This is a genomic window from Micromonospora sp. CPCC 206061 (genome assembly GCF_036906915.1).
Lineage (GTDB): Bacteria > Actinomycetota > Actinomycetes > Mycobacteriales > Micromonosporaceae > Phytohabitans.
Genome location: NZ_JBAKHX010000012.1, coordinates 68,443 through 90,217, shown reverse-complemented (window position 1 = coordinate 90,217; position 21,775 = coordinate 68,443). Strand labels below are relative to the sequence as shown.

The window sequence follows — 21,775 nt, the reverse complement described above, 5'->3', positions numbered from 1 at the left end:
CTTATTCGGGGGCTTATGATAAGCACGCGACATAGTGCGAGCGCTAGACCTTCATCGATGCCTTCGTGGCCTTCTCCACCTCAGGCAGGGCACGCGACCCTTCCTGGGAAGGACGGAAAGTGTCGCCCGCGCCCCTACGGTGATGGGGTGACCACGACTACGACCGATGTCGCCGCTCGCGCAACCGACCTTTGGAAGGTGTACGGCTCGGGGGAAGCCCAGGTCATCGCGCTCCGCGGAGTGAGCGTCGACCTGGAACGAGGCCGATACACCGCGATCATGGGGCCGTCCGGCTCCGGCAAGTCCACACTCATGCACTGCCTCGCCGGCCTCGACACCGTCACCCGGGGGCAGGTCTTCATCGGCGAAACCCAGGTCACCGGCCTCGGCGACGCCGGGCTCACCAGGCTACGGCGCGACAAGGTGGGCTTCATCTTCCAGCAGTTCAACCTGCTGCCGACGCTCACCGCGCAGGAAAACATCCTGCTGCCGCTGTCTATCGCCGGCCGCAAGGCCGACCCTGACTGGTACAAGACGGTCATCGAGACGGTCAACCTCAGCGACCGCCTCGGCCACCGGCCCAGCCAGCTCTCCGGCGGCCAGCAGCAGCGCGTCGCCTGCGCCCGAGCCCTCGTCGCCCGACCGGAGGTCATCTTCGCCGACGAGCCCACCGGCAACCTCGACTCCCGCTCCGGTGCCGAGGTGCTCGGCTTCCTGCGCAACTCCGTCCGCGAGTACGGGCAGACGATCGTCATGGTCACCCACGACCCGGCGGCCGCCTCGTACGCCGACCGGGTCATCTTCCTCGGCGACGGGCAGATCGTCGACGAGATGACCGAGCCCACCGCCGAAGCGGTGCTCGACAAGCTCAAGGGCCTCGATGTCGGAACGGGAGGCGCGTAGATGCTGCGCGCCAGCCTCAAGAGCCTGTTCTCCCGCAAGCTGCGGCTGACCCTCGCCATCGTGGCGATCGTGCTGGGCGTGTCGTTCCTGTCCGGGGCGTTCGTGCTCAGCGACTCGCTGACCGCGCGCTTCGAAAAGCTGCTGCGGTCCATCAACCAGAACGTCGCCGTCCAGGTCATGCCCACCGAAGAGGCGGCCGATGACGACCCGCAGCCGCTGCTCACGCAGCAGCAGGTCGACGCACTCGCCCAGGTGCCGGGCGTGGCCACCGCGCAAGGCGACGTCACCGCCCTCGGCGTGATCCCGTTCGACGTGCGCGACGGCAAGCCCGTCACCACCCAGGGCGCGCCGCAGATCGGCGGCGGCGTCACCGGCGACGACCCCTTCGCGCTCGTCTCGATCGCCGATGGCCGGTGGCCGACGGCCGAGACCGAGGTGACGATCTCGCGGTACACGGCGGAGCAGGCGCACGCCGCCGTTGGCGACCGGCTCAAGGTGTACCTGCCAGAAGTCAACGAGGCCCGCGAGTTCACGCTCGTCGGCATCGTGGCTTACGAGGGTGACCGCGACTCGCTCGCCGGCGAGACGCTGATCCTCTTCCAGGAGGCGTTCGCGCAGCGCACGTTCTACGGCGCCGAGGGCCGGTTCTCCGGCGCGTACCTTGGCACCGAGCCCGGCGTCACGCAGGAGCAGCTGCGCGACCGGGTGGCGCCGCTGGTGCCCGCCGGGTTCGAGGCCAAGACCGGCGAGCAGGCCAACGAAGACGCCGCCAACGAGGTGCAGGAAGGGCTGTCCGCGGTCACCACGTACTTCTTCGGGCCGTTCGCCATCGTCGCGCTGCTCGTAGGCATCTTCCTGATCTTCAACACGTTCAACATCCTGGTCGCGCAGCGGGCCAAGGAGCTGGCGCTGTTCCGGGCCATGGGCGCGAGCTGGGGCCAGGTCACCAGCTCGGTGCTCGTCGAGGCGGTGCTGGTCGGTGTCGTCGGCAGCACGCTCGGGCTGCTCGCCGGCATCGGCCTGGGTATGGCTGGCAGCAGCGCGCTCACCTCGTTCATCGGGGCTCAGCTGCCGGGCGCCGGCATCCAGGTGGGCGCCACACCGATCATCCTGGCGTACGCCGTCGGCGTACTGGTGACCGTGATAGCGGCCTTCGTGCCGGCGGTTCGCGCGTCGGCGGTCCCGCCGCTGGCGGCCATGCGCGACGTGGCGCGGCCCGACAAGCCCCTCCTCGCGCTGTCCATCGCGGGCACGGCCCTGGCCGTGCCCGGCGCGGCGCTGACCGGCGCCGCGCTCACCGGCATCGGCGGCCTCACGCTGCCCGCCCTGCTGATCGGCGTGCTGCTGTTCTTCCTCGGCGTCACGCTGCTCTCGCCGCTGCTCACCCGCCCGCTCGCCGGGCTGATCGGGCGCGCGGTCGGCTGGGGCATCAGCGGCCAACTCGGCGTCCGCAACGCGCTGCGCAACCCGCGCCGCACCGCGGTCACCGCCGCCGCCCTGATGATCGGCGTGACGCTGGTCAGCACGGCCAGCGTGCTCGCCGCCTCGTTCAACAAGACGATCGACGAGACGATCAGCTCGACAATTGGCGCCGAGATCGTGATCCAGACCAACTCGACGCAGGGCCCGCCGGACGGCACGATCGGCTTCTCCTCCGAGGCCATCGACGAGGTACGCGCGCTGCCCGGCGTCGACCAGGCGGTCCCGTTCTACCTGACCGTCGACGCACGGGTCGACAACGGGTCACCGCCGTTCGGCGGCGTCTTCGCGATCGACGACCTCGCCGTGGCGCGCGACATGTTCGCCCTGAAGGCCGTCGAGGGCGACCTGCGCACGCTCGGCCCGGACGAGGTCGTCGCGGACCAGAACACCGCCGACTCGCGCGGCTGGTCCGTCGGCGACGCCATTCCCGTCGAGCTGAACAAGGGGGGCGAGCGGCCGTACCGGCTCGTCGGCGTCTACGAGTCGACGCCGATCTGGACCGACACGATGATCCTGCCCCAAGCCGCGGTGTCGAACTTCAACGGTCCGCTGGCGTTCCAGGCCTACGTGTCGCTCGACGACGGCACCGACCCCGGCACCGTCATACCTGAGGTCGAGAGCATCATGTCCGACTATCCGCTGGTCACGGTGGGCGACCGGTCCAGCCTGATCGACCAGTTCACCAGCTTCACCGACATCGCGCTGGGGATCATCTCGGTGCTGCTCGGCGTGGCGATCGTCATCGCGCTGCTCGGCATCCTCAACACGCTGCTGCTCAGCATCTACGAGCGCACCCGCGAGCTGGGCATGCTGCGCGCCGTGGGGATGAGCCGCGGCGGCGTCACGCGGATGGTCGGCACGGAGTCGGTGGTGATGGCGGTGTTCGGGTGCGTGCTCGGCATCGTCATGGGCATCGCGCTGGGCGTGGCCATCGCGACCGCCCTGATCGACCGCGACTTCCTGACGACGATCGCCATCCCGTGGGTCAGCCTGATCGTGTTCGTGCTGATCGCCGTGGTGGCGGGCGTCCTGGCCGCCCTGTGGCCGGCCCGCCGCGCCGCCCGTTTGAACGTTCTGGCGGCGATCGCCTACGAGTAATGGGCTTCCGCCCGTGGGCGCGGCGGGCCTCCGCGGAGGCCCGCCGCCCCTTCTTCCGTCGATCAAGGGAATATGCACGTGGTTGGATCTCTTTTCCACGTGCGTTTGCCCTTGATCGACGGAATGGCCTTGATCGGCGCGGACCGGCAGCAGCACGGCCGTCGGGCGGCACGGCCATCGGCCGCGGCACGCCTCTCGGGCGGCACGGCTCTCGGGCGGCACGGCCGTCGGGTGTGTGGTCAGGCGGCGCGGGCGGCGTGGTCCAGGGCGCGGATGGCCGCGTACACGCGGGCCTTCACCGTGTCGACGGGCAGGCCCAGCGTGGTCGCGGCCTCCGTGACCGTACGGCCGCGGAAGTACGTCTCGGCCAGGATCTCGCGGTGCACGGGGTCGAGCCTCGACAGCGCCGCCGTGACCGCCGCCGCGTCGAGCCTGGCGCCGGACGAGGTCGCCGCCGGCTCAGCCAGCGGCGGCGGGTCGGCCTGGTGGGGCCGGTGGGCGGTCCGGGAGGGGGTGGCGCTGGACCAGCGGGTGTTCCGGTGCTCGCCGCCGCTCCCCTGCTCCGCGCCGCGCCGCCCGTCGCCGCCGGCGAGTGGGGGGTGCCGGTGCCGGCCGCCCGCCGGCCGCGCTAGCCACATGACCTGCCCGTTATGGTCGCTCATCCCGCAGCCTCTCAATCCCCCAGTTGATTCGCGCACGACTAGGAGATGCGGGCCGCCAAAGCGGATAACACAAATTTTCCTTGCGGGCTTCGGGTGGGTACGAGCGAGTGCGGCCCGGCGCTAGCCGACCGGGAGATGTCGAGCAATCCGGCCGGTAGTGGCGTTGGCGGGGCCGCGCGCCGGCGTGGTCCGGAACGAGCGCGCAACGGCACCGATCAAGGAGATCTGCATGGATCAAGGGCAAACGCACGCGGAAAAGAGATCAAACCACGTGCATTTGCCCTTGATCGACGAGCAGAGCGCGCGCGGAGGCGCGCCCGCACGCGGCGCGCGGAGGCGCGCGGGGAGGCGCGCGGGGAGGCGCGCGGGGAGGCGCGCGGGGAGGCGCGCGGGAGGGGGATGGCTTGGCCGGCGGCCAGGAGGGGGCCGTGGGTCGCTGCCCACGCCGCGATGGGGCGTCGCTGATGGGAGATCGGCCTCCAGGACCGCGAGTGGGGGGAGCACTGACGCGCCCACCGGTGTACCGCTTCTTGGGAACTACGGCGTTGGCGACATAAAGTCCATGCTCAAAGCGCCGTATATCCTATCCGCTTAGTAGAGTTTTCGATTTGTCGCGATCGGCAGCCGTCGAAACAGCCGATCCGCACACGGGGTGGGATTTGGGACGATACGGGCCATGACCATCAGCGGAGTCCGGCCCATCGACACGCCCGCCCGCACCGATGGGGTCCGGGCGGCCACCCCACGCGAAGACGCCGTCATGGTGCTGCTCGCCGCATGTCTCGTCGGCGGCGCGCTCTCCGACGGCTGGGCACACGCCAACGTCATCGAGACGCTCGAAGGGTTCTTCACCCCGTGGCACGGCCTGCTGTACGCCGGCTTCGCCGGCAGCGCGGCGTGGACGTTCTGGCTCGCCTACCAGCGACGAGACCAGGCGCCGCGCTGGTGGCGCGACGGCTGGCCGGCCGGATACCGGCTCGGAGCATTCGGCGTGCTGCTGTTCCTCACCGGCGGGCTCGCCGACATGGTCTGGCACGAGACCATCGGGATCGAGGTCGGCCTGGAGGCCACGTTCAGCCCGAGTCACATGCTGCTCGACGTGGGCGGCGTCCTCATCGTTACCAGCCCGCTGCGCTCGTGGTGGGCGACCGGCCGCGGCGCGATCGCGGGCATCGTCTCGGTGACCCTCGGGGCGATGGCCGCGACAATCCTGCTCACGCACTCGTCCGCGTTCATGACGATGGCACCCACCCAGCCGTATGACGGGGTGGACGGTGACGCGAGCGGGCTCGAGGGAATGACCCGACTGGTCGCGCTGACCGGCGTGAGCAGCTACGTGATCACGACGCTGCTGTTGACGGTACCGCTGCTGCTGGTGCTGCGGCGGCGGCCGGCGCCCGGTGCGGCGACCGCGGTCACCGCCGGTGTGGCGCTCTTCATCATGGTGATGTTCGAGTTTCCGGCGGCCCAGGCCGCCGGCGCGATCGCCGCCGTGTGCGGCGCCGCGGTCGCGGACGCGCTTCTCATCCGCTTTGATCGGGTACGCGGCATTGGCGCCCCACTCCGCCTGATGATCGCCGGTGCCCTTTTCCCCGCCCTTGTCTGGTCGGGGCAACTGCTCGGATTGCACCTCGCCGAAGGCGTGCGATGGCCCGCGGAAATGTGGACGGGGGTCATCGTGTTCACGGCAATCCTCGGTGCACTGCTCGGAACGCTGGCGGGCGGTTACGCGGGGCAGCCTGCGGGCAACCGGCAGTCATGAGCGAGCCCGCGCCGCTGATCTGGGTATGCATCTGTCCGGAAGCCGTCACATGCGGTTAGCTAAGGGAGGGGAGCCAGCGACGGAGGTGGCGGCCATGATCGTCGAAAACGCGCCGGTGGTAGCGGGTTTGAAAGACATGGCCACCGACTCCGACACCATTCGGCTCGCCGCGCAGGAGGCCGCCTCGACAAGCAGCCCGCTACACATCGTGCACGCCTTCGTGTGGCAGCTCTTCCTGTCCAGCGAGTACGGCGACGACCGCGAGTTGGCGCACCAGATGCTGGGCGAGGCCGTGGCGCTCGCCCGCGACGAATACCCCTCGTTGACCGTGACGTCCGAGGTGGTCGACGGCGACCCTACCCGGGTGCTGTTGCGCGCCGCCAACGACGCCGAGTTGCTCGTGCTCGGTGGGCAGGGTCTCGCGCGCTACGGCACCGACCCGGCGTTGTCGGTCTCCATCCAGGTGGCCGCCCGCGCCAGCCAACCGGTGCTCTTCGCCTGCGGCGCCGAACGGCCGGGGCCGATCGTGGTCGGCGTCGACGGCTCGGCCGACGCGGCCGTCGGACTGGAGGCCGCGTACGACGAGGCCCGCCGCCGCCACACCGGCGTGGTCGTCGTGCACGCCGAGGGCGCCCCGTGCGCGGAGCCTCCTCCCCCGGCGGTGCCAGCCGAACACCGCATCGTCGACCTGCCCGCCGACGAGGCACTGATCGCCGAGTCGAGCGGCGCCCAACTGGTCGTGGTCGGCGCCCAGGGCGACCGCCCCACCCTGCTGGGCCCGGTGACCCAGGCCGTCCTGCGACACGCCCACTGCCCGGTCCTCGTAGCGCGAGTCCACCCGAACCACGCCGGCAACGGCGTACGCCGCACGGACCAGGCCCTCGCCTCGTGACATCAGGTTTCGAGCATCACGCGGACGTCCCACGGGGCCAGGGGTAGCTCGGTGCCGGCGCCGTGGTCGGTGCCCGCCAGGATGTCGCGGGCCGACACCGGCACGGTCAGCGTTGTCGGTTCCCAGGACCAGTTGTGCAGGAAGCGCAACCGCCGCCCGTCCGTCGCTGTCGCGCCGGTCGAGGTGACCGTTGTGGGCACGCCGGCCCAGGTGCCCGCGTTGGGCGCTAGCCAGCGGAAGAGGGCAGCACCCAGGGCCGGATTCGGGATCGTGCCGACGTAGGTGACGCGGCCCCGGCCGTGCGCGCGGGTCGTGATGGCCGCGAACCGGCCGAAGTGCGGGTGGTCGTAGCCGGCGACGACCTCGGCGCCGTCCGCGACGAGGCCGTCGGCCCAGCGCGTGCCAGCGGCCCCGTCGGGCAGAGCCAGCCCGGCCCGCGCAAGCACGGGCAGATCCAGCCCGGCCCGCGCAAGCACGGGCAGATCCGCCGGCAGGTTGTTGAACTCCTCGTACCAGGCGCCCGCCGCCTCCGCGAGCCGGGCCGGCTGTACCTCGCCGCGGGCGCGCGCCTCGTGGTCCGCGTATCCCGTGCGGGGGCCCAGCACGAGGTGGCCGCCCCCTTCGGCGTACGCGACGAGCCAGTCCAGTGTGGAGTCGTCGGCGACGTACAGGCCGGCCACCACCAGCACCGGGTGGCGGGCGGCGAACTCGTGAGGCGCGACGTCGACGGCCTGCGGCGTGTGCAGGACGCGCACCTGCTTGCCCGCCTCGAACGCGCCCCGGTAGAACGGGTCGAACACGCCCTGGTACGAGCGCGGGTCCGGGCCGCCGTCGGGGAGGGCGAGCGCCGGCTGGGCCGCCAGAGCCCACTTGCTCGGTGTCGAATACAGCATCGCCACGTCGGCGTCCGGGGTGAGGCCGTCGACGAGGTCGCCCGCCTGGGCCAGCTCGGCGCCGATGCGGGCGATCTCGCGGTAGGTGCGGCCGGGGCGTCCACTGTGGGGCAGCACGCCCATCCAGTAGGTCTCGGTGCCGAACTGGAGGGTGCGCCACTGCCAGTACTCGATCATCTTCGCGCCGCGGGCGACGAGCGCCCACGCGGCCTGGCGCCACTGCCCCTCGTACGCGGGCTGGTTGGTCCACGAGCCGCCGATGGCCTGGGCGTTGGTCTCGGTGACGAGGTACGGCTCCTGGCGGGAGGACCACATGCGGTCGGCGGTGAGGTAGAGCGCCCAGCAGTCCTGGGTCATCCAGTGCTGCTGCCTGTGCTGAGGGCTGGGCACGGTGAGCCCGTCCTGCATGGCGTAGTAGGGGTTGCCGGCGGTGACGTCGAGGGTCCGGGTGAGCTCGTCGTCGGCGACGCCGGGCCGCTCGTACGAGATGCAGGTGGTGACGAAGTGGTCGGGCCGGGTGTACTCGCGCACGATCCCCGCCTGCCAGGCGATGAACTCGGTGACCTGCTCGGCCTGGAAGCGCCGCCACGCCTGCTCGTACTGCGGCTGCACGTTGCCATCGGGCACCCACAGATCCGCCCATGTGGACAGTCGGTGCGACCAGTAGACCAGGCCCCACTCGCGGTTGAGCGTCTCCACGTCGCCGTACCGCTCGCGCAGGTCGTCGACGAACCGCTGGAAAACGCCGTGGTTGTACAGGAGCTCGTTGCCGGGCTCGTTGTCCACCTGGTACCCGATGATGGCCGGGTGGTCGGCGTACCGCTCGACGACTCGGCGGATGATCCGCTCGGCGTGGAACAGGTAGGCCGGGTGGGTGAAGTCGACCTCCTGCCGGGCGCCCCACGGGATGCGGCGCCCGGTGGCCCGCTCCCCCGCGATCTCCGGGTACTGCCGGGCCAGCCACGGCGGCACCGCGTACGTCGGCGTACCCAGGACGACGCCGATGCCACGCTCGTGGGCACCGTCCAGTGTGGGCTGGAGCCAGTCGAGGTCGAAGCGCCCGTTTTCGGGCTCCCACGTGGACCAGACCGACTCACCGACCCTGATGACCGTGAAGCCCGCCTCGGCCATCAGGTCGAGGTCGGTCTTCAACAGGTGCGACGGGTGGTACTCCGGGTAGTAAGCCGCTCCGAACAGGACACTCACTGCTTCACTCCTCCGGCGCCGAGGCCGCTCTGCCAGTACCGCTGGAGCATCAGGAACGCGGCGACCAGCGGGACGATGGACAATAACGAGCCGGTGACCACCAGCGGCAGCACGTCGCCGCTGGCCCCGCCACCCATCGAGGCCTGCGCGGCCCAGTTCGCGAGGCCCACGGTCACCGGATACAGGGATGGGTTGTTGAGCATGATGAGCGGCAGGAAGTAGTTGTTCCAGGTGGCGACCAGCGTGAAGAGCAGCACCGTCACGAAGCCGGGTGCGAGCAGCCGCATCGCCACCTGCCAGAAGATGCGAAACTCGCCCGCGCCGTCGATGCGGGCGGCCTCGATGAGCCCGTCGGGCACGGCGTCCTGGGCGTAGACCCGCATGAGGTAGAGGCCGAACGGGTTCACCAGGGACGGCAGGATGATGGCCCACGGGGTGTTGACGAGGCCGACCTTGCTGAACACCAGATATGTCGGGATGGCCAGCGCGGTGCTCGGCACCATGATGGACCCGAGCACGACGCCGAACAGCGCGTTGTTGCCCCGAAACCGGAACTTCGCGAACCCGTACCCGGCCAGTGCCGCGAGCAGCGCCGCGCCGCCCGCGCTGACGACGGCGTACACGGCGGTGTTGAGCAGCCAGCGGGCGTAGACGCCGTTGTCGGCGGCGAACACCTCCCGGACGTTGCGCGGCAACGAGAAGTCGTCGGCGAACCACAGCCCGAAGCTGGAGAACAGGTCGCCGGTCGTCTTCGTCGAGGCGATCACCAGCCAGAAGAGCGGCAGCATGAAGTACACGAGGAAGGCGAGCATCGCGAGCGTCAACACAGGGCTGCGCCTGCCGGGAAGACGGTCCGCCGTCATGACCGCCTCCGGTTCGCCGCGAGCTGGACGGTGTACGAGACCGCGACGATGACGACCCCGAGCAGGAACGACACCGCGGCGGCGTAGTTGACGTCCTGGCTGGTGAAGGCCAGCGAGTACGCGTACAGGTTGGGTGTGTAGGCGCTGTCGATGACGTTCGGCGCCAGCCGCTGCAGCAGCTGTGGCTCGTTGAAGAGCTGGAAGCTGCCGATGACCGAGAAGATGAGGGTCAGCAGCAGCGCCGGGCGCAGGGCCGGGATCTTGATACTCCACGCGATCCGCCACGCGCCCGCGCCGTCGACCGCCGCCGCCTCGTACAGCTCGGTGGGCACCGACCGCAGCGCCGCGTACAGGATGATCATGTTGTATCCGGTGAACTCCCACGTCACCACGTTGGCCAGGGAGCCGAGCATCAAGTCCGACCCGAGCAGGTTGGGCGCGTTCCATCCCACCTTCTCGAACAGTTGGGCGATCGGGCCAAAATCCGGGCCGTACAGGTAACCCCACATGAGGGCGGCCACCACGCTGGGCACCGCGTACGGCACGAAGATGCCCAGCCGCAGCAGCCGCGACAGCCACAACACTCCACTGTCGAGCGCGAGGGCGAAGAACAGCGCCAGCCCCAGCATGACGGGCACCTGGATGGCGAAGAACGCGCCGACCCGCGCCACTCCGCCGAGCAGGCGGTCGTCGCTGAGGGCCCGGGTGTAGTTGTCGAGTCCCGCGAACGTGGTGCCGCCGATCAGCTGCTCCCGGAAGAGGCTGAGGTACCCGGCGTACGCCAGCGGCACCACGAGCATCGCGACGAACACCACGAGGAACGGGGCCACGAAGAGGTACCCGGCGGCGGCCCGGCGGGATCCAGCCCGCCGGCGCCGCGGCACCGCGGCGGTCACAGTGGACATCTATTCCACCTTGAAGCCCTGGTTCTTCGCGTACGTCGTGATGCGTTGCTGCCACTGGTCGAGAGCGGCCACGGTGTCGGTCCTGTCGGCGAGGGACTTGCCGACGGTCTCGTCCCAGTCGTTGACGGTCTGGTCGAGGAACGGCGGCCACTGGAAGTCGGTCGCCACCGTGTCGCTGATGCCGGCGAACACCTGGTTGACCTGCTGGCCGCCGTAGAACGCCGGCTTCTGGTCGCTGAACGCCGGGTTCGACAGCACGGCCTTGGTAGCCGGGAAGAGGAACTGCTCGGTCGCGAACATCATCGTCGACTCGGGGTCGGTGTTGAGGAACTCGGCGAACTTCGCCGCCGCGATCGGGTTCTTCGTCGTCTTCACCACGGCGCTGGTCGAGCCGCCCCAGTTGCCGGCCTCCTGCCCGCCGTCCGTCCACTGTGGAAGAGGCGCGGCCCGCCACTTGCCGCTGGTGTCCTTGGCGCTGGTGGACAGGAACACCGGACCCCACGCGGCGGTCAGCCAGGTGGCGTACTTGCCGCGGTTGAGCCCCTGGTACCACTGGTCGGTGAAGTCGGCGTCTGTCGAGATGACGCCCTCTTTCGCCAGGCCGCCCCAGTATTGGCCGAGCTTCTTGGACGCCTCGTCGTTGACGCTGACGCTGATCCGGTCGCCATCGGTCTTGAAGGGACGCGAGCCGGCCTGCCACAGCAGCCCCATCCAGGCGCCGTTCTGGTTCGAGGCGAGGTTGGTCAGGTACACGTTGGGGTCGGCGGCGTGCAGCGTGCGGGCCGCCGCGGCGAACTCGTCCCACGTGGTCGGCGGCTTGATCCCGTACTTGTCGAAGATGTCTTGCCGGTACAGCATGCCCATCGGCCCGGTGTCCTGCGGGATCGCCCACACCTGCCCGTCCGCGCCGGTCACCTGGCCCCAGGTCCAGTCCACGAACTGGTCCTTGAGCGCCTCCGCGCCGTAGGGGCGCAGGTCGAGCAGGTCGCCCGTGATGGTGAAGGTGGGGATGTACTGGAACTCGATCTGCACCACGTCGGGCGCGCCGCTGCCGGCTTTGAGGGCGGTGCGGAGCTTCGTGTACTGCGGCTCGCCCTGACCGGCGTTGACCAGCTTCACGTTGATCGCGGGGTACTCCTTCTCGAAGAGCGCGATCTCCTTGTCGATGTTCGGCACCCAGCTCCAGAACGTCAGCTCGGTCGGCGTCTGCATCGCCTTGTCGATGTCGGCCTGGCTGACGGCGCTGGACGTACCGCCGGAGTCGTCGTCCGACCCGCCGCCGCAACCGGCGAGGACCAGCCCGGCGGCCACGCCCGCGGCGAGGAGCCGGAGTCGCGGTGTTCTCATGATGTCTCCCTCGGTGGTGCGGTCGACTCGCGTACGACGAGGTGCGCGGGGAGTTCGTGGTGGGCCGCCGCCGCACCGCTCTCGATCTCCTCGACGAGCAGCGCCAGGCCGTACTCGGCGATGGCCTCGAAGTCCTGGCGGATGGTGGTGAGCGGCGGGCTGAGGTAAGCCGCCGCGGGGATGTCGTCCATGCCGACGACGCTGACGCGGCCCGGAACGTGGAGGCGGGCCTCCGCGAACGCCCGCAGCACCCCGATCGCCATCTCGTCGTTGGCGACGAACACCGCGGTGACGTCGGGGTTGGTAGCCAGCTGCCGCCCGGCGGCGTACCCGGACGCGGGCGACCAGTCGCCCTCGATGACAGGTGGTTCGGCGACGCCGGCGGTGGCAAGGGCGTGCCGCCAGCCGCTGGCGCGGTCGCGGGCCGCCCACCACTGGCTCGGGCCGGCCACGTGCCAGACGGTCGCGTGGCCGAGCGCGAGCAGGTGTTCGGTGGCGACCCGTCCGGCGTCGACGCCGGACGCGCCGGTGAGGACGACGCGCGGTCCTTCGATGCCGGGCGTGGGCCCGAAGCTGAGCACCGGTACCTCGGGCTCGATGCGCAGCTCCTGCCCCTCGTCGATGGGTTCGGAGAGCACGATGCCGTCGACGCCCTGCGCCAGCAGCGAGTCGACGGCGGCCATGACGCTGCCGTCCTGGCCTTCGAGGGTGTGGACGATGCTGAGCGCGTAGCCGGTCTCGCGGGCCCGCCGCTCCAGCGCGACCAATGTGGACGACGGGCCGTAGAGCGCGCTGCCCAGCGACACGACCCCGATGCGGTGGAAGCGGCCAAGGTTGAGCGCGCGGGCCGCGGTGTTGCGCCGGTACCCCAACTCGCGCGCCGCCGCGAGCACGCGCTCGCGGACGGCCTCGCTGACGTACGGCTCGCCGTTCATCACGCGGGAGACCGTCTTCTGCGACACCCCGGCCAGCCGCGCCACGTCCGTGCTGCCTGGCGGGCGGCGGCTGGCCTGGGACATCGCACCCTCCCGCAGGCTTGACTACGTAGTCAGGACTACGTAGTCAGGACTACGTAGTCAGACTGTGCGCCTCCGGGCTGCGGATGTCAAGAACGTGTTAACGGCCAGCGACTGGGTAGGGCCCATGTATCCACATCACTGCTTTGGAGGTACGCCATGACGCAGACGGTTCGCGATGTGATGACCCCTGGCCCGGTGACCGTAGCGCCGGACGCCACACTGATCGACGCCGCACAGCAGATGCGCGACAAGGACATCGGCGACGTGCTCGTCGTCGACCTGGACGGCCACCTGCGCGGCATCGTCACCGACCGCGACATCGTGGTCCGGGCGCTCGCCGACGGCCGCGAGGCCCGCGTCACCATGGTCGGCGACGTGTGCAGCCCCGACCCGGTGTCGGTGGCGCCGGACGACGACGTCGAACGGGCCGTGGACATGATGCGCGGCAAGGCGGTACGCCGGCTGCCGGTCGTCGAGAACGGCCGGCTCGTGGGCGTCGTGTCGCTCGGCGACATGGCCATCGAGCGCGACCCGCAGTCCGCGCTCGGCCAGATCAGTGCGGCGGCCGAGAACAACTGACCATTTGACCTCAAGTCGTGTTGAGGTTGCATGGTCGGTGCCATGCGAGTCATTGAGGTAACCCAATTCGGCGGTCCAGAGGTACTTGCGCTGAGAGAGGCGCCCGATCCGGTGCCCGGGCCCGGCGAGGCGGTGGTCGACGTGGCCATCGCCGACGTCCTGTGGGTCGAGACGAAGATCCGGAGCGGGGACGGCAAGCCGTACTTCGACCACGAACCGCCGTACCGCGCGGGCGTCGGCGTCGCCGGGACGGTCGCGGCGACCGGGGCGGGGGTCGACCCCGCGTGGCGGGGCCGCCGGGTGGTCACGGGCACCGGCGCGCACGGCGGATACGTCGAGCGGGCACTCGTGCCGGTGGACGGGCTGGTACCGGTACCCGATGAACTGTCACTGACCGACGCGGCCGCGCTGCTGCACGACGGCACCACCGCGATCGCCGTCGCGGACCTCGTCGCGATCAAGCCCGGCGACAAGGTTCTCGTCACGGCCGCCGGCGGCGGCCTGGGCGCGCTGCTCGTGCAGCTCGCGCACGCGGCCGGCGCGTACGTCGTGGCCGCCGCCCGCGGCAGCGCGAAGTTGGACCGCATCCTCCGCCTCGGCGCGGACGCCACGGTCGACTACTCCAAGCCCGACTGGATCGAGCGGGTACGCGCGGCGGCCGGCTCCCTCGACGTGGTGCTCGACGGCGCCGGCGGGGAGTACGGCCGGGCGGCCTTCGACCTGGTCGCACCGGGCGGGCGGGTCTGCGCGTACGGCACGCCGGCGGGCGAGTTCGCGGTACCCGACCCGGACGTGGCCGCCGCGCGCCGCATCACCGTGACCGGCATCCAGGACGTGCAGCTCACCCCGGAGCAGTTCCGGGAGCGCCTCGGGCGGGCGCTCGCCGCCGCGGCCGCCGGACGTGTCACCCCGCTGGTGGGACAGGTGTACCCGTTGGAGCGCGCCGCCGAGGCACACGCCGCCATCGAAAAGCGCGCTGTGACGGGGAAGACACTACTGTCGGTCTGAGGACCTTCGGCCCTGTCCGCCGGGTGGCCCGGCACGGAGGGTGGGACGGATGACGGCGATCACGACCGGATTCACGGCCGACGATCTGCGCTGCGCGGTGGCGGCCGCGGTGCACGCGCCGTCGCAGCACAACAGCCAGCCGTGGCGGTTCCGGCTCCGTGACGGCGGCATCGAGGTGTACGCCGACCATGACCGCCGGCTCTCCGACTGGGCCGCGTACCTGGCGTGCGGGGCGGCCACCTTCAACCTCCGGCTGGCGCTGGCCGCCGCCGGCATCGTCCCCCGGGTGCGGCTGCTACCGCATCCGGACGAGCCCCACGTGGTGGCGCGCCTGGAGCCCGACCGGTACCGCGCCGCCGCGCCGCACGAGCACGCGTTGTTCGCGGCGGTGCGGCTACGGCACAGCAACCGGGCGCCGTTCTTGCCCGACCCGGTGCCGCTCGACGCCCGCTGGCGCCTGGTCGAGGCGGCGCGCGCCGAGGGCGCGTGGGTCGAGCTGGTGATCGGAGCATCCGGGGTGAGCGCGCTCGGAGAGCTCGCGCACAATGCGCACCGAGCTCTTCAACGCGATCCGGAGCAGCGCGCGGAGATCTCCCGGTGGACCCGGCACGGGCCGGCCCACGACGGGGTGCCCGCGGCCGTGGGCGGGCCGGTCGCCGCCCCGGACGAGCTGCTGCCGATGAGGCACCGCGCGCCCACCGCCATCCCCCTCCAGGCGCGCCCCCTCACCGCCACGCGAGGAGCGAACGGCGGTCCCGGCTGGGATGCCACTTCGGACCGGAACGACCCGCACGGCGGGCGTGGTCGCGACGGCGGGCGCGGCGGCAACAGCGGGCCGAGCTGGGACGGCGGGCGCGGCGGCGAGGTCGAGCCCGAACCGCTGGTCGCCGTGATCGGTACGGCCGGCGACAGCGCCACCGACCAGATCACCGCCGGCCAGGCGCTGCAACGGATGCTGCTCACCGCCACCAACGCCGAGCTGACCGCCTCGATGATCTCGCAACCCATCGAGGTGAGCGGCGCCCGCGAGCAGCTGCGGCGCGCGCTCGGCCGGTTCGGGGTGCCGCAGATGGTGCTGCGCATCGGGTACGGCCAGCCGGGCCGCCCGACACCCCGCCGCTCCCCCGACGAGGTCACCGACGGCCCATAGCGTGATCAGGGCGCTACTGGGCGCCCAGAAGGTCGACGACGAAGCGCAGGGCGCCGCCCGGCCGGCCTTGGCCCGGGTTGTCGCCGTACGCCAGGTCAGAGGGGATGTCGAGCTGCACGCGGCTGCCCACCTTGACCCCAGCGAGCCCCTGGTCCCAGCCCGGGATCACGCCACCCTGGCCGAGCTGGAACGTGAAGGCCTCTTGACGCTTCCAGGACGCGTCGAACTCCTCACCTGTCTTGTAGGTGACGCCGACATAGTTGACCGTGACCTGCTGACCCTGCGCGGCGGCCGGGCCGGTGCCCTCGATGAGCGTCGTGACCTTGAGCTTGGTCAGGTCGCCGGTGCCGGCCTTCACCACGGGCTTCTCCCCGAGCGCCGGGTCGGCGCCGGCGGGCAACGGCGGGAACGGGGCGGCGGTGGGCGAGGCGCTTTCGCCCGGCGTGGTGGTCAGCGCGGGCGACGCCGTACCGTCGCTGTCGCCGCCTCTGACCAGTGCGAACACCACGACGATGACCGCGATCGCGGCGAGACCGGCCGCGGCGCCGGCGATCGCCTGGTTGCGGCGCTTGCGCTCGGCGGCCTTCGCCGCGGCGGCCTTGGCGGCCGCCCGCCGCTCGGACTTGGTCATGCGCGGCTGGTTGCTGGTCACGCCGGGTCCTCCTGGGTCGGTCACAAAACTCCGCACACCGTACCCGGCGCGCCTGGACGCCGCGGCCCCACCCGATGGGATCAGCCCACCACGGACTCGTACACCGCCGCGAGGCGGGCTATCACGGCGTCCTGAGAGTATTCACCGAGCTTTGAGCGGCCGTCGCTCCGAGCGCCTGCAGCCAGGACCTCGGCCGCCGCCCACACCAGGTCGGCCACCAGATCATCCCGCCGCGCGGGGAACGGGACGACCGCGCTCGGGGTGACGCCGGCCAGCACCTCGGCGGCGTCGCCGACGTCCACGCTCACCACGGGCAGGCCCATCGCGGCGGCCTCCTTGACCACCAAGGGGCCGCTCTCGGTGCCCTGGCGCGAGGTGACCAGCAGGACGTCGGCGGCGGCGAACTTGGGTACGACGTCCGCGCGGGTCTGGCCAGGGCCGGGCAGGACCAGCTCGCGCGCCGCGACCCCTTGCGCGACAAGGGCCTCCAGCACGTCCTCGTACAGGTCGTACTGCTTGACGGGGTTGTCGGGCGCGGCGCCGAAGAGCAGCACCTTGTCGTCCGGCCCAAACCCGAGCGCCGCGCGCGCCGCCGCACGCTCCTGTTCGGACGGTGGCTGGAAGAGGTCGAAGTCGACGCCGTTGGGCACGACGATCCCGGCTGGGTCGCCGGCCGCGTCGACGAGCCGCCGTGACGGGTACACGCGGGCCGCCGGGCGGCCGTCGAAGAGCTTGGTGACCCGCGCCTGCCAGGGTGTGTTGACGTCGCTGCCGTACAGCGACAGCACGGTCGGCAACGCACCGACGAGCCGGGCGGAGAGCGCGGTCAGTCCATAGTGGACGTGCACGAGGTCGTACTGGCCGGACCTCGCGCGCCTGGCCACCCGGGGCGCGGCGAGCAGGTAGTCCTTGGTGCCGCGAGCCTGCGCCACCACCTCCACGTCGACCTCGTGGCCGAGCCGGCGCAGTCCCGCCACCTGCTCGGCCACGAACACGCCGCGGAAGCTGCCCGGCTCCGGCCACAGGTTCGTGACCGCCAGGATCCTCATGCGAAGAAGTCGGTCACCGCCGCGACAACCGCCGCGTGCTGGGAGGAGGTCAGCTCCGGGTACAGCGGCAGCGACAGGCACTGGTCGGCCCACGCCTCGGTGGCCGGCAGGTCGCCGCGCTGGAAGCCGAGGAACTCGTAAGCCGGCTGCAGGTGCAGCGGCACCGGGTAGTGCACGCCGGCGCCGATGCCCCGCTCGGAGAGGAACGCCAGCAGCGCGTCGCGGTGGGCGGTGCGCACCAGCGCGTGGTGGTAGACGCTGTGCCGGCCCGGAGTTTCCGGCGGGAACCACAGGTCGCCGACGCCGGCCAGGGCAGACTCGTAGCCGGCCACCAGCTCGGCGCGCCGCTGGTTGTCGGCGTCCAGGGTGCCGAGCTTGGCGTGCAGCACCGCCGCCTGGAGCGTGTCCATGCGGTGGGCGTACCCGATGATCTCGTGCTCGTACTTGGAGGTCCTCCCGTGGTCGCGCAGGCGGCGCACGGCGGCGGCGAAGTCGTCGTCGTTGGTGGTGATGGCGCCGGCGTCGCCGAAGGCGCCCAGGTTCTTGCCGGGATAGAAGGAGAAGCAGCCAGCGAGCCCGTACCCGCCGGCCCGTACGACGGTGCCGTCGGCCCGCGTGATCTCGGCGCCGTGCGCCTGGGCGGCGTCCTCGATGACCGGTACCCCGGCGTCGGCGGCGATCGCGCCGATCTGCTCCATGTCGGCGGGTCGGCCGTGGATGTGCACCGGCAGCACCGCGCGCACGCCGTCGACGACGTTCTTGAGCGCGGCCGGGTCCATCGCACCGGTCAGCGGGTCGATCTCGACGAACCGCGGCTTGGCGCCCAGCCAGCTCACCGGCTCGATGGTGGCGATGAACGAGTGCGCCGGCACCGCGACCTCGTCGCCCGCGCCCACACCGGCCGCGGCGAGCGCCAGGTGCAGGGCCGCCGTGCCAGAGCCGACGCCGATCGCGTGCCGGGTGCCGCAGAACACCGCGAACGCCTCTTCGAAAGCCCGCAGCCGCGGTCCCTGGATGAACGCGGTTGACTCCACGACGTCGCGCATGGCGGCGTCGATGGCGTCCTTGTGCCGCAGATACGCGGCCTTCACGTCGACGAGCGGGACGTTCACGGGGTCTCCAATGGGTAGGGACGGTGGTCGAGCCCAGCCGGGCACAGCAGGTCGTCGATGGTCTTCACGGGGCGGGCGGCGGCGCCGACCACGACCGCGCCCGGCGCGACGTCCTTGGTGACGACCGCGCCGGCGCCGATCAGCGCCCGCTCTCCGATGTGGACGCCGGGCAGGACGGTGACGTTGGCACCGATCCGGGCCGCGCGGCCGATATGGACGCCACGCAGGCAGCGGGACACGTCGGGGCAGCGCGGGAACGGCGCGTTCGTCAGCGTGACCCGCGGGCCCAGCCACGCGTCGTCTTCCAGCACCGAGTACTCGGGCACGAAGCAGTGCGAGTGCACCCGCACCCGGTGGCCGACCGTGACGCTGTGCTCCAGCACCGACATCGAGCCCACCGACACGTCGTCGCCGACCGTGGTGTGCTCGCGGACCAGGGTGTGGTGCCCGGTCTGGAATCGGTCGCCGGTGCGCACGCCCGCGTACACGACGGTGTGGCTGCGCAGCGTGGTGCCGTCACCCAGCTCGGTCTTGACGCCGGCCGGACCGGACCTGCCGACGACGCAGAACTCCTCGACGGCGGTGCCCACACCCAACCGGACCCCGTCGGCGACGACAGCCAGCGGGCTGACGGTCACGCGCCGCCTCCCGCAGCCGCCACCAGCGGGGCGCGCACCGCCACCTGCGCTCCGCCGGCCCGCAGCGACGCGTTGACGGCCTCCAGCACCGCGACCACGTCGACGCCGTTCCAGCCGTCGGTGCGGGGCCGCGCACCGGTGTCGACGCAGTGCAGGAAGTGCCGCAGCTCGGCCGCGAGCGGCTCGACCTCCTCCAGCGCCGGCGTCTGGATGACCCCGTCGCGCAGCTTGTACTGCCAGCCGCCGTACTCGTCCTCGAACACCCGGTCGGCGCCCTTGTCGAAGACGCGCAGCTTGGCCACCGGGTCCATGTCGTCGTACACGAGCATCTGCTTGCTGCCGACCACCGTGGTGCGCCGGGTCTTCGACGGGTCGAGCCAGCTCACGTGCATGTGGGCGAGGACGCCGTCCGGGTACCCGACGGTGACGAACGTGACGTCTTCGACAGAGGCGTTGAGGAACCGGGCACCCTCAGCCGCGGCCCACTGTGGACGCTGGCCGACGAGGTAGTTGGCGATCGACACGTCGTGCGGACCGATCGACCAGAACGCGTTGATGTCGCTCTGGATGCGGCCCAGGTTGAGCCGCTGCGAGTGCAGGTACAGCAGGTCGCCGATCGAGCCGTCCTCGACCAGCTCGCGCATCCGCCGCACCGCCGGCACGTACTCGAAGGTGTGCCCCACCATCAGCGTCAGGCCGCTGTCGTCGGCGCGCACAGCCAGGTCGATGGCGTCCGGTGTGGACAGCGCGAGCGGCTTCTCCACCAGCACGTGCTTGCCCGCCTCCAGCAGGCGCCGGGTCAGCGGCGCGTGCGTCGCCGCCGGGGTCGCCACGACGACCGCGCTCACCGACGGGTCCGCGAGCACCTCGGCGAGGTCGTCGGTGACGGTCACACCCGGGTACAGGCCGGTGGCCTTGGCGCGGCGCTCGGGGCTCAGCTCCACCAGATACCGCCAGCGCGGGCCGGCGTGCGCCTGGAGGTTACGGGCGAGGTTCGGCCCCCAGTATCCGAAGCCGATGAGTGCGACGCCGTCAGTCACGATCCTTCTCCAATGTGGTGGTTGATTCGCGGCGCAGCCACACCCACGCCAGGCCGAGGATCGTGAACAGCTGCGCCGGGAACAGCGGGTCCTCCAACGACGGGGCGAGGCACGCCACGAGCACCGCGAACGTCATCGCGGCGGCCGCCCAGTACAGGAACGGGTGCGCGCCCTCCCGTCGCCGCCACGCCGCCCGCACGATCGGCGCGATGAGCAGCGTCAGCCACACCAGGTAGGCCAGCGCGCCCAGGGCACCGGTCTCGACGAGCAGGTGCAGCCAGAACGAGTCGACCTGCTTCTCGTTCGACCCGTACAGCCGGAAACCGTCCGGCCCGAAGCGCGCGTCCTTGTACCAGAGCGGGTCGTGCTGGTACGCGACGATCCCGCCGAACTGGCCCACGCCGTACCCGAGAATCGGCCGCGCCAGCCACAGCTCGACGCCCTGCTGCGTGTACAGGACGCGGACCTCGCGCTGCGGGATCTGGTTGCCGCCGTCTTCGTCGCAGCCCTCGTTGCCCTCGACGCAGAAGCCGTCCCGCTCGGCGCCGCTTGGCAGGTCCAGCGCGCTGAACACGCCCGCGAGCCGGCGGCTCAGCTCGGACCGGTTCTCCGGGCTGATGGCGAGCTGCGCGGCGGCGAAGCCGACGACGAGGGTGACCGCCGCCGTGCCGGCGAGCCAGCGGCCGCGGCGCAGCAGGCAGATGACGCCCGCGCCGGCGACGAAGCCGAGCGTCGACTCGCGCGACTGGGTGGCGGAGAGGGCGAGGGCGAGCACGCCGAACGCGACCCACCACTTCCACCGGACCGGACCTGACCGAGTGATCAGCCAGGCGAACAGGCCCAGCATCGCCAGGGCGAGGAAGTGGCCGAGGTGGTTCGGGTGGTCGAGCAGCGCGTGCGCGCGGTTGATCCGGGCCCAGGTCATGTCGACCCAGCCCAACTGCTGGTACGAGCTCCGGCCCGCCATCGTCTGCCAGATCGCGATCAGCGCGTTGAGGCCCACGACCGCCGCGACCACACCGAGCACTGCCCTGGTGCGCCGCCGGTCCGGGTCGGCCGCCCGCCACGCGTAGAAGACGATGACGCCGCGCAGGTAGACGTAGGCCGCCTCGCCGATCAGCTTGACCGGTGAGCCGCCGACGAAGCCGGCGACCACGAACACGCCCGCCAGCACGGCCAACGCGATGTCGGCCGGGGTGCGGAACTCGCGCCAGCGCCGGTCCACCAGCACCTTGACCAAGGTGACCGCGAGCAGCGTCAGGTACAGGCCGTTCTTGACCTGCTTGGGCCAGCCCGGCCCCTCGGCGATCAGGTTGCCCTCGTCGTTGACGTACGGAGTCGCCAGCAGCGTTTGCACCCAGGTCTCGAACAGCACCTCTACGAGCAGCACACCGAGCAGTGCCACGAGCGATGCTCCGAGCACCCGGGACAGCCGCCCGCCGGGGTGTTCGTCGGGGCGTGGTCCATCTGCCGCGGCAGTCTCGATCCGCGGTTGTGCAGCCAGCATGAACCCCC

At 71.3% G+C, this 21,775-nt stretch carries 19 protein-coding genes; 7 read left to right on the top strand and 12 right to left on the bottom strand.

What is annotated here, in order from left to right:
• The first annotated feature begins 147 nt into the window (after nt 1-147).
• Nucleotides 148-903, top strand: coding sequence for an ABC transporter ATP-binding protein (locus V6V89_RS12290; RefSeq protein WP_334619175.1), 756 nt, complete (start codon nt 148-150; stop codon nt 901-903).
• Complete coding sequence (locus tag V6V89_RS12285; protein ID WP_334619174.1) at nt 904-3,483, top strand: ABC transporter permease; 2,580 nt, start codon at nt 904-906, stop codon at nt 3,481-3,483.
• Between the two features lie 239 nt (nt 3,484-3,722).
• On the opposite strand, the gene V6V89_RS12280 is transcribed toward V6V89_RS12285, so the two are convergent.
• Nucleotides 3,723-4,145 (bottom strand): sigma factor-like helix-turn-helix DNA-binding protein, encoded by a 423-nt coding sequence (locus V6V89_RS12280; RefSeq protein WP_334619173.1) that lies wholly within the window; start codon nt 4,143-4,145, stop codon nt 3,723-3,725.
• A gap of 676 nt (nt 4,146-4,821) precedes the next feature.
• Between V6V89_RS12280 and V6V89_RS12275 the strand changes: the two genes are divergently transcribed.
• Nucleotides 4,822-5,907, top strand: a complete 1,086-nt coding sequence (locus V6V89_RS12275; RefSeq protein ID WP_334619172.1) for a hypothetical protein — start codon at nt 4,822-4,824, stop codon at nt 5,905-5,907.
• Between the two features lie 94 nt (nt 5,908-6,001).
• Nucleotides 6,002-6,799 (top strand): universal stress protein, encoded by a 798-nt coding sequence (locus tag V6V89_RS12270; RefSeq protein ID WP_334619171.1) that lies wholly within the window; start codon nt 6,002-6,004, stop codon nt 6,797-6,799.
• Nucleotides 6,800-6,801: 2 nt separating this feature from the next.
• Here the strand turns inward: V6V89_RS12270 and V6V89_RS12265 are convergent, their stop codons facing one another.
• The 5 genes from V6V89_RS12265 to V6V89_RS12245 are packed head-to-tail and all read right to left on the bottom strand — an operon-like array spanning nt 6,802 to nt 13,032.
• Complete coding sequence (locus tag V6V89_RS12265) at nt 6,802-8,898, bottom strand: beta-galactosidase (RefSeq protein ID WP_334619170.1); 2,097 nt, start codon at nt 8,896-8,898, stop codon at nt 6,802-6,804.
• The gene (locus V6V89_RS12260; protein ID WP_334619169.1) at nt 8,895-9,761 is read right to left on the bottom strand and encodes a carbohydrate ABC transporter permease; all 867 of its coding nucleotides are present in this window, start codon (nt 9,759-9,761) and stop codon (nt 8,895-8,897) included. The genes V6V89_RS12265 and V6V89_RS12260 overlap by 4 nt, the downstream gene beginning before the upstream one ends.
• On the bottom strand, nt 9,758-10,666 hold the full coding sequence (locus tag V6V89_RS12255) for a carbohydrate ABC transporter permease (protein WP_334619168.1): 909 nt from the start codon (nt 10,664-10,666) through the stop codon (nt 9,758-9,760). Before V6V89_RS12255 ends, V6V89_RS12260 begins: the two co-directional genes overlap by 4 nt.
• Nucleotides 10,667-12,013 (bottom strand): ABC transporter substrate-binding protein, encoded by a 1,347-nt coding sequence (locus V6V89_RS12250; RefSeq protein ID WP_334619167.1) that lies wholly within the window; start codon nt 12,011-12,013, stop codon nt 10,667-10,669.
• Complete coding sequence (locus V6V89_RS12245) at nt 12,010-13,032, bottom strand: LacI family DNA-binding transcriptional regulator (protein ID WP_334619166.1); 1,023 nt, start codon at nt 13,030-13,032, stop codon at nt 12,010-12,012. The genes V6V89_RS12250 and V6V89_RS12245 overlap by 4 nt, the downstream gene beginning before the upstream one ends.
• A gap of 156 nt (nt 13,033-13,188) precedes the next feature.
• On the opposite strand from V6V89_RS12245, the gene V6V89_RS12240 reads away from it, so the two are divergent.
• From V6V89_RS12240 to V6V89_RS12230, 3 genes are read left to right on the top strand one after another with little or no spacing between them, the layout of a single operon-like run.
• Nucleotides 13,189-13,611 (top strand): CBS domain-containing protein, encoded by a 423-nt coding sequence (locus V6V89_RS12240; protein ID WP_334619165.1) that lies wholly within the window; start codon nt 13,189-13,191, stop codon nt 13,609-13,611.
• A gap of 42 nt (nt 13,612-13,653) precedes the next feature.
• Nucleotides 13,654-14,619, top strand: a complete 966-nt coding sequence (locus tag V6V89_RS12235; RefSeq protein ID WP_334619164.1) for a zinc-binding dehydrogenase — start codon at nt 13,654-13,656, stop codon at nt 14,617-14,619.
• 58 nt (nt 14,620-14,677) lie between these two features.
• Entirely contained in the window at nt 14,678-15,769 is a 1,092-nt protein-coding gene (locus V6V89_RS12230; RefSeq protein WP_442935126.1) for a nitroreductase family protein, read from the top strand.
• 13 nt (nt 15,770-15,782) lie between these two features.
• Here the strand turns inward: V6V89_RS12230 and V6V89_RS12225 are convergent, their stop codons facing one another.
• From V6V89_RS12225 to V6V89_RS12200, 6 genes are all read right to left on the bottom strand, one after another.
• On the bottom strand, nt 15,783-16,400 hold the full coding sequence (locus V6V89_RS12225; protein ID WP_442935125.1) for an FKBP-type peptidyl-prolyl cis-trans isomerase: 618 nt from the start codon (nt 16,398-16,400) through the stop codon (nt 15,783-15,785).
• A 101-nt stretch (nt 16,401-16,501) separates the two neighbouring features.
• The gene (locus V6V89_RS12220; RefSeq protein WP_334619161.1) at nt 16,502-17,470 is read right to left on the bottom strand and encodes a glycosyltransferase family 4 protein; all 969 of its coding nucleotides are present in this window, start codon (nt 17,468-17,470) and stop codon (nt 16,502-16,504) included.
• Nucleotides 17,467-18,582, bottom strand: coding sequence for a DegT/DnrJ/EryC1/StrS family aminotransferase (locus tag V6V89_RS12215; RefSeq protein ID WP_334619160.1), 1,116 nt, complete (start codon nt 18,580-18,582; stop codon nt 17,467-17,469). Before V6V89_RS12215 ends, V6V89_RS12220 begins: the two co-directional genes overlap by 4 nt.
• Nucleotides 18,579-19,220 (bottom strand): acyltransferase, encoded by a 642-nt coding sequence (locus V6V89_RS12210; RefSeq protein WP_334619159.1) that lies wholly within the window; start codon nt 19,218-19,220, stop codon nt 18,579-18,581. The genes V6V89_RS12215 and V6V89_RS12210 overlap by 4 nt, the downstream gene beginning before the upstream one ends.
• Nucleotides 19,217-20,260: a Gfo/Idh/MocA family protein gene (locus tag V6V89_RS12205; RefSeq protein WP_334619158.1), complete on the bottom strand. Its 1,044-nt coding sequence runs from the start codon at nt 20,258-20,260 to the stop codon at nt 19,217-19,219. The genes V6V89_RS12210 and V6V89_RS12205 overlap by 4 nt, the downstream gene beginning before the upstream one ends.
• Nucleotides 20,253-21,767, bottom strand: coding sequence for an O-antigen ligase family protein (locus V6V89_RS12200; protein WP_334619157.1), 1,515 nt, complete (start codon nt 21,765-21,767; stop codon nt 20,253-20,255). Before V6V89_RS12200 ends, V6V89_RS12205 begins: the two co-directional genes overlap by 8 nt.
• Nucleotides 21,768-21,775: the final 8 nt, after the last annotated feature.

Excerpts from the sequence above, each read along its gene's own strand:
- V6V89_RS12275 (WP_334619172.1), top strand. The coding sequence starts at position 4,822 with ATGACCATCAGCGGAGTCCGGCCCATCGACACGCCCGCCCGCACCGAT.
- V6V89_RS12285 (WP_334619174.1), top strand. The coding sequence starts at position 904 with ATGCTGCGCGCCAGCCTCAAGAGCCTGTTCTCCCGCAAGCTGCGGCTG.
- V6V89_RS12270 (WP_334619171.1), top strand. The coding sequence starts at position 6,002 with ATGATCGTCGAAAACGCGCCGGTGGTAGCGGGTTTGAAAGACATGGCC.
- V6V89_RS12280 (WP_334619173.1), bottom strand. The coding sequence starts at position 4,145 with ATGAGCGACCATAACGGGCAGGTCATGTGGCTAGCGCGGCCGGCGGGC.
- V6V89_RS12200 (WP_334619157.1), bottom strand. The coding sequence starts at position 21,767 with ATGCTGGCTGCACAACCGCGGATCGAGACTGCCGCGGCAGATGGACCA.
- V6V89_RS12255 (WP_334619168.1), bottom strand. The coding sequence starts at position 10,666 with ATGTCCACTGTGACCGCCGCGGTGCCGCGGCGCCGGCGGGCTGGATCC.
- V6V89_RS12225 (WP_442935125.1), bottom strand. The coding sequence starts at position 16,400 with ATGACCAAGTCCGAGCGGCGGGCGGCCGCCAAGGCCGCCGCGGCGAAG.
- V6V89_RS12250 (WP_334619167.1), bottom strand. The coding sequence starts at position 12,013 with ATGAGAACACCGCGACTCCGGCTCCTCGCCGCGGGCGTGGCCGCCGGG.
- V6V89_RS12235 (WP_334619164.1), top strand. The coding sequence starts at position 13,654 with ATGCGAGTCATTGAGGTAACCCAATTCGGCGGTCCAGAGGTACTTGCG.
- V6V89_RS12245 (WP_334619166.1), bottom strand. The coding sequence starts at position 13,032 with ATGTCCCAGGCCAGCCGCCGCCCGCCAGGCAGCACGGACGTGGCGCGG.
- V6V89_RS12260 (WP_334619169.1), bottom strand. The coding sequence starts at position 9,761 with ATGACGGCGGACCGTCTTCCCGGCAGGCGCAGCCCTGTGTTGACGCTC.
- V6V89_RS12240 (WP_334619165.1), top strand. The coding sequence starts at position 13,189 with ATGACGCAGACGGTTCGCGATGTGATGACCCCTGGCCCGGTGACCGTA.
- V6V89_RS12220 (WP_334619161.1), bottom strand. The coding sequence starts at position 17,470 with ATGAGGATCCTGGCGGTCACGAACCTGTGGCCGGAGCCGGGCAGCTTC.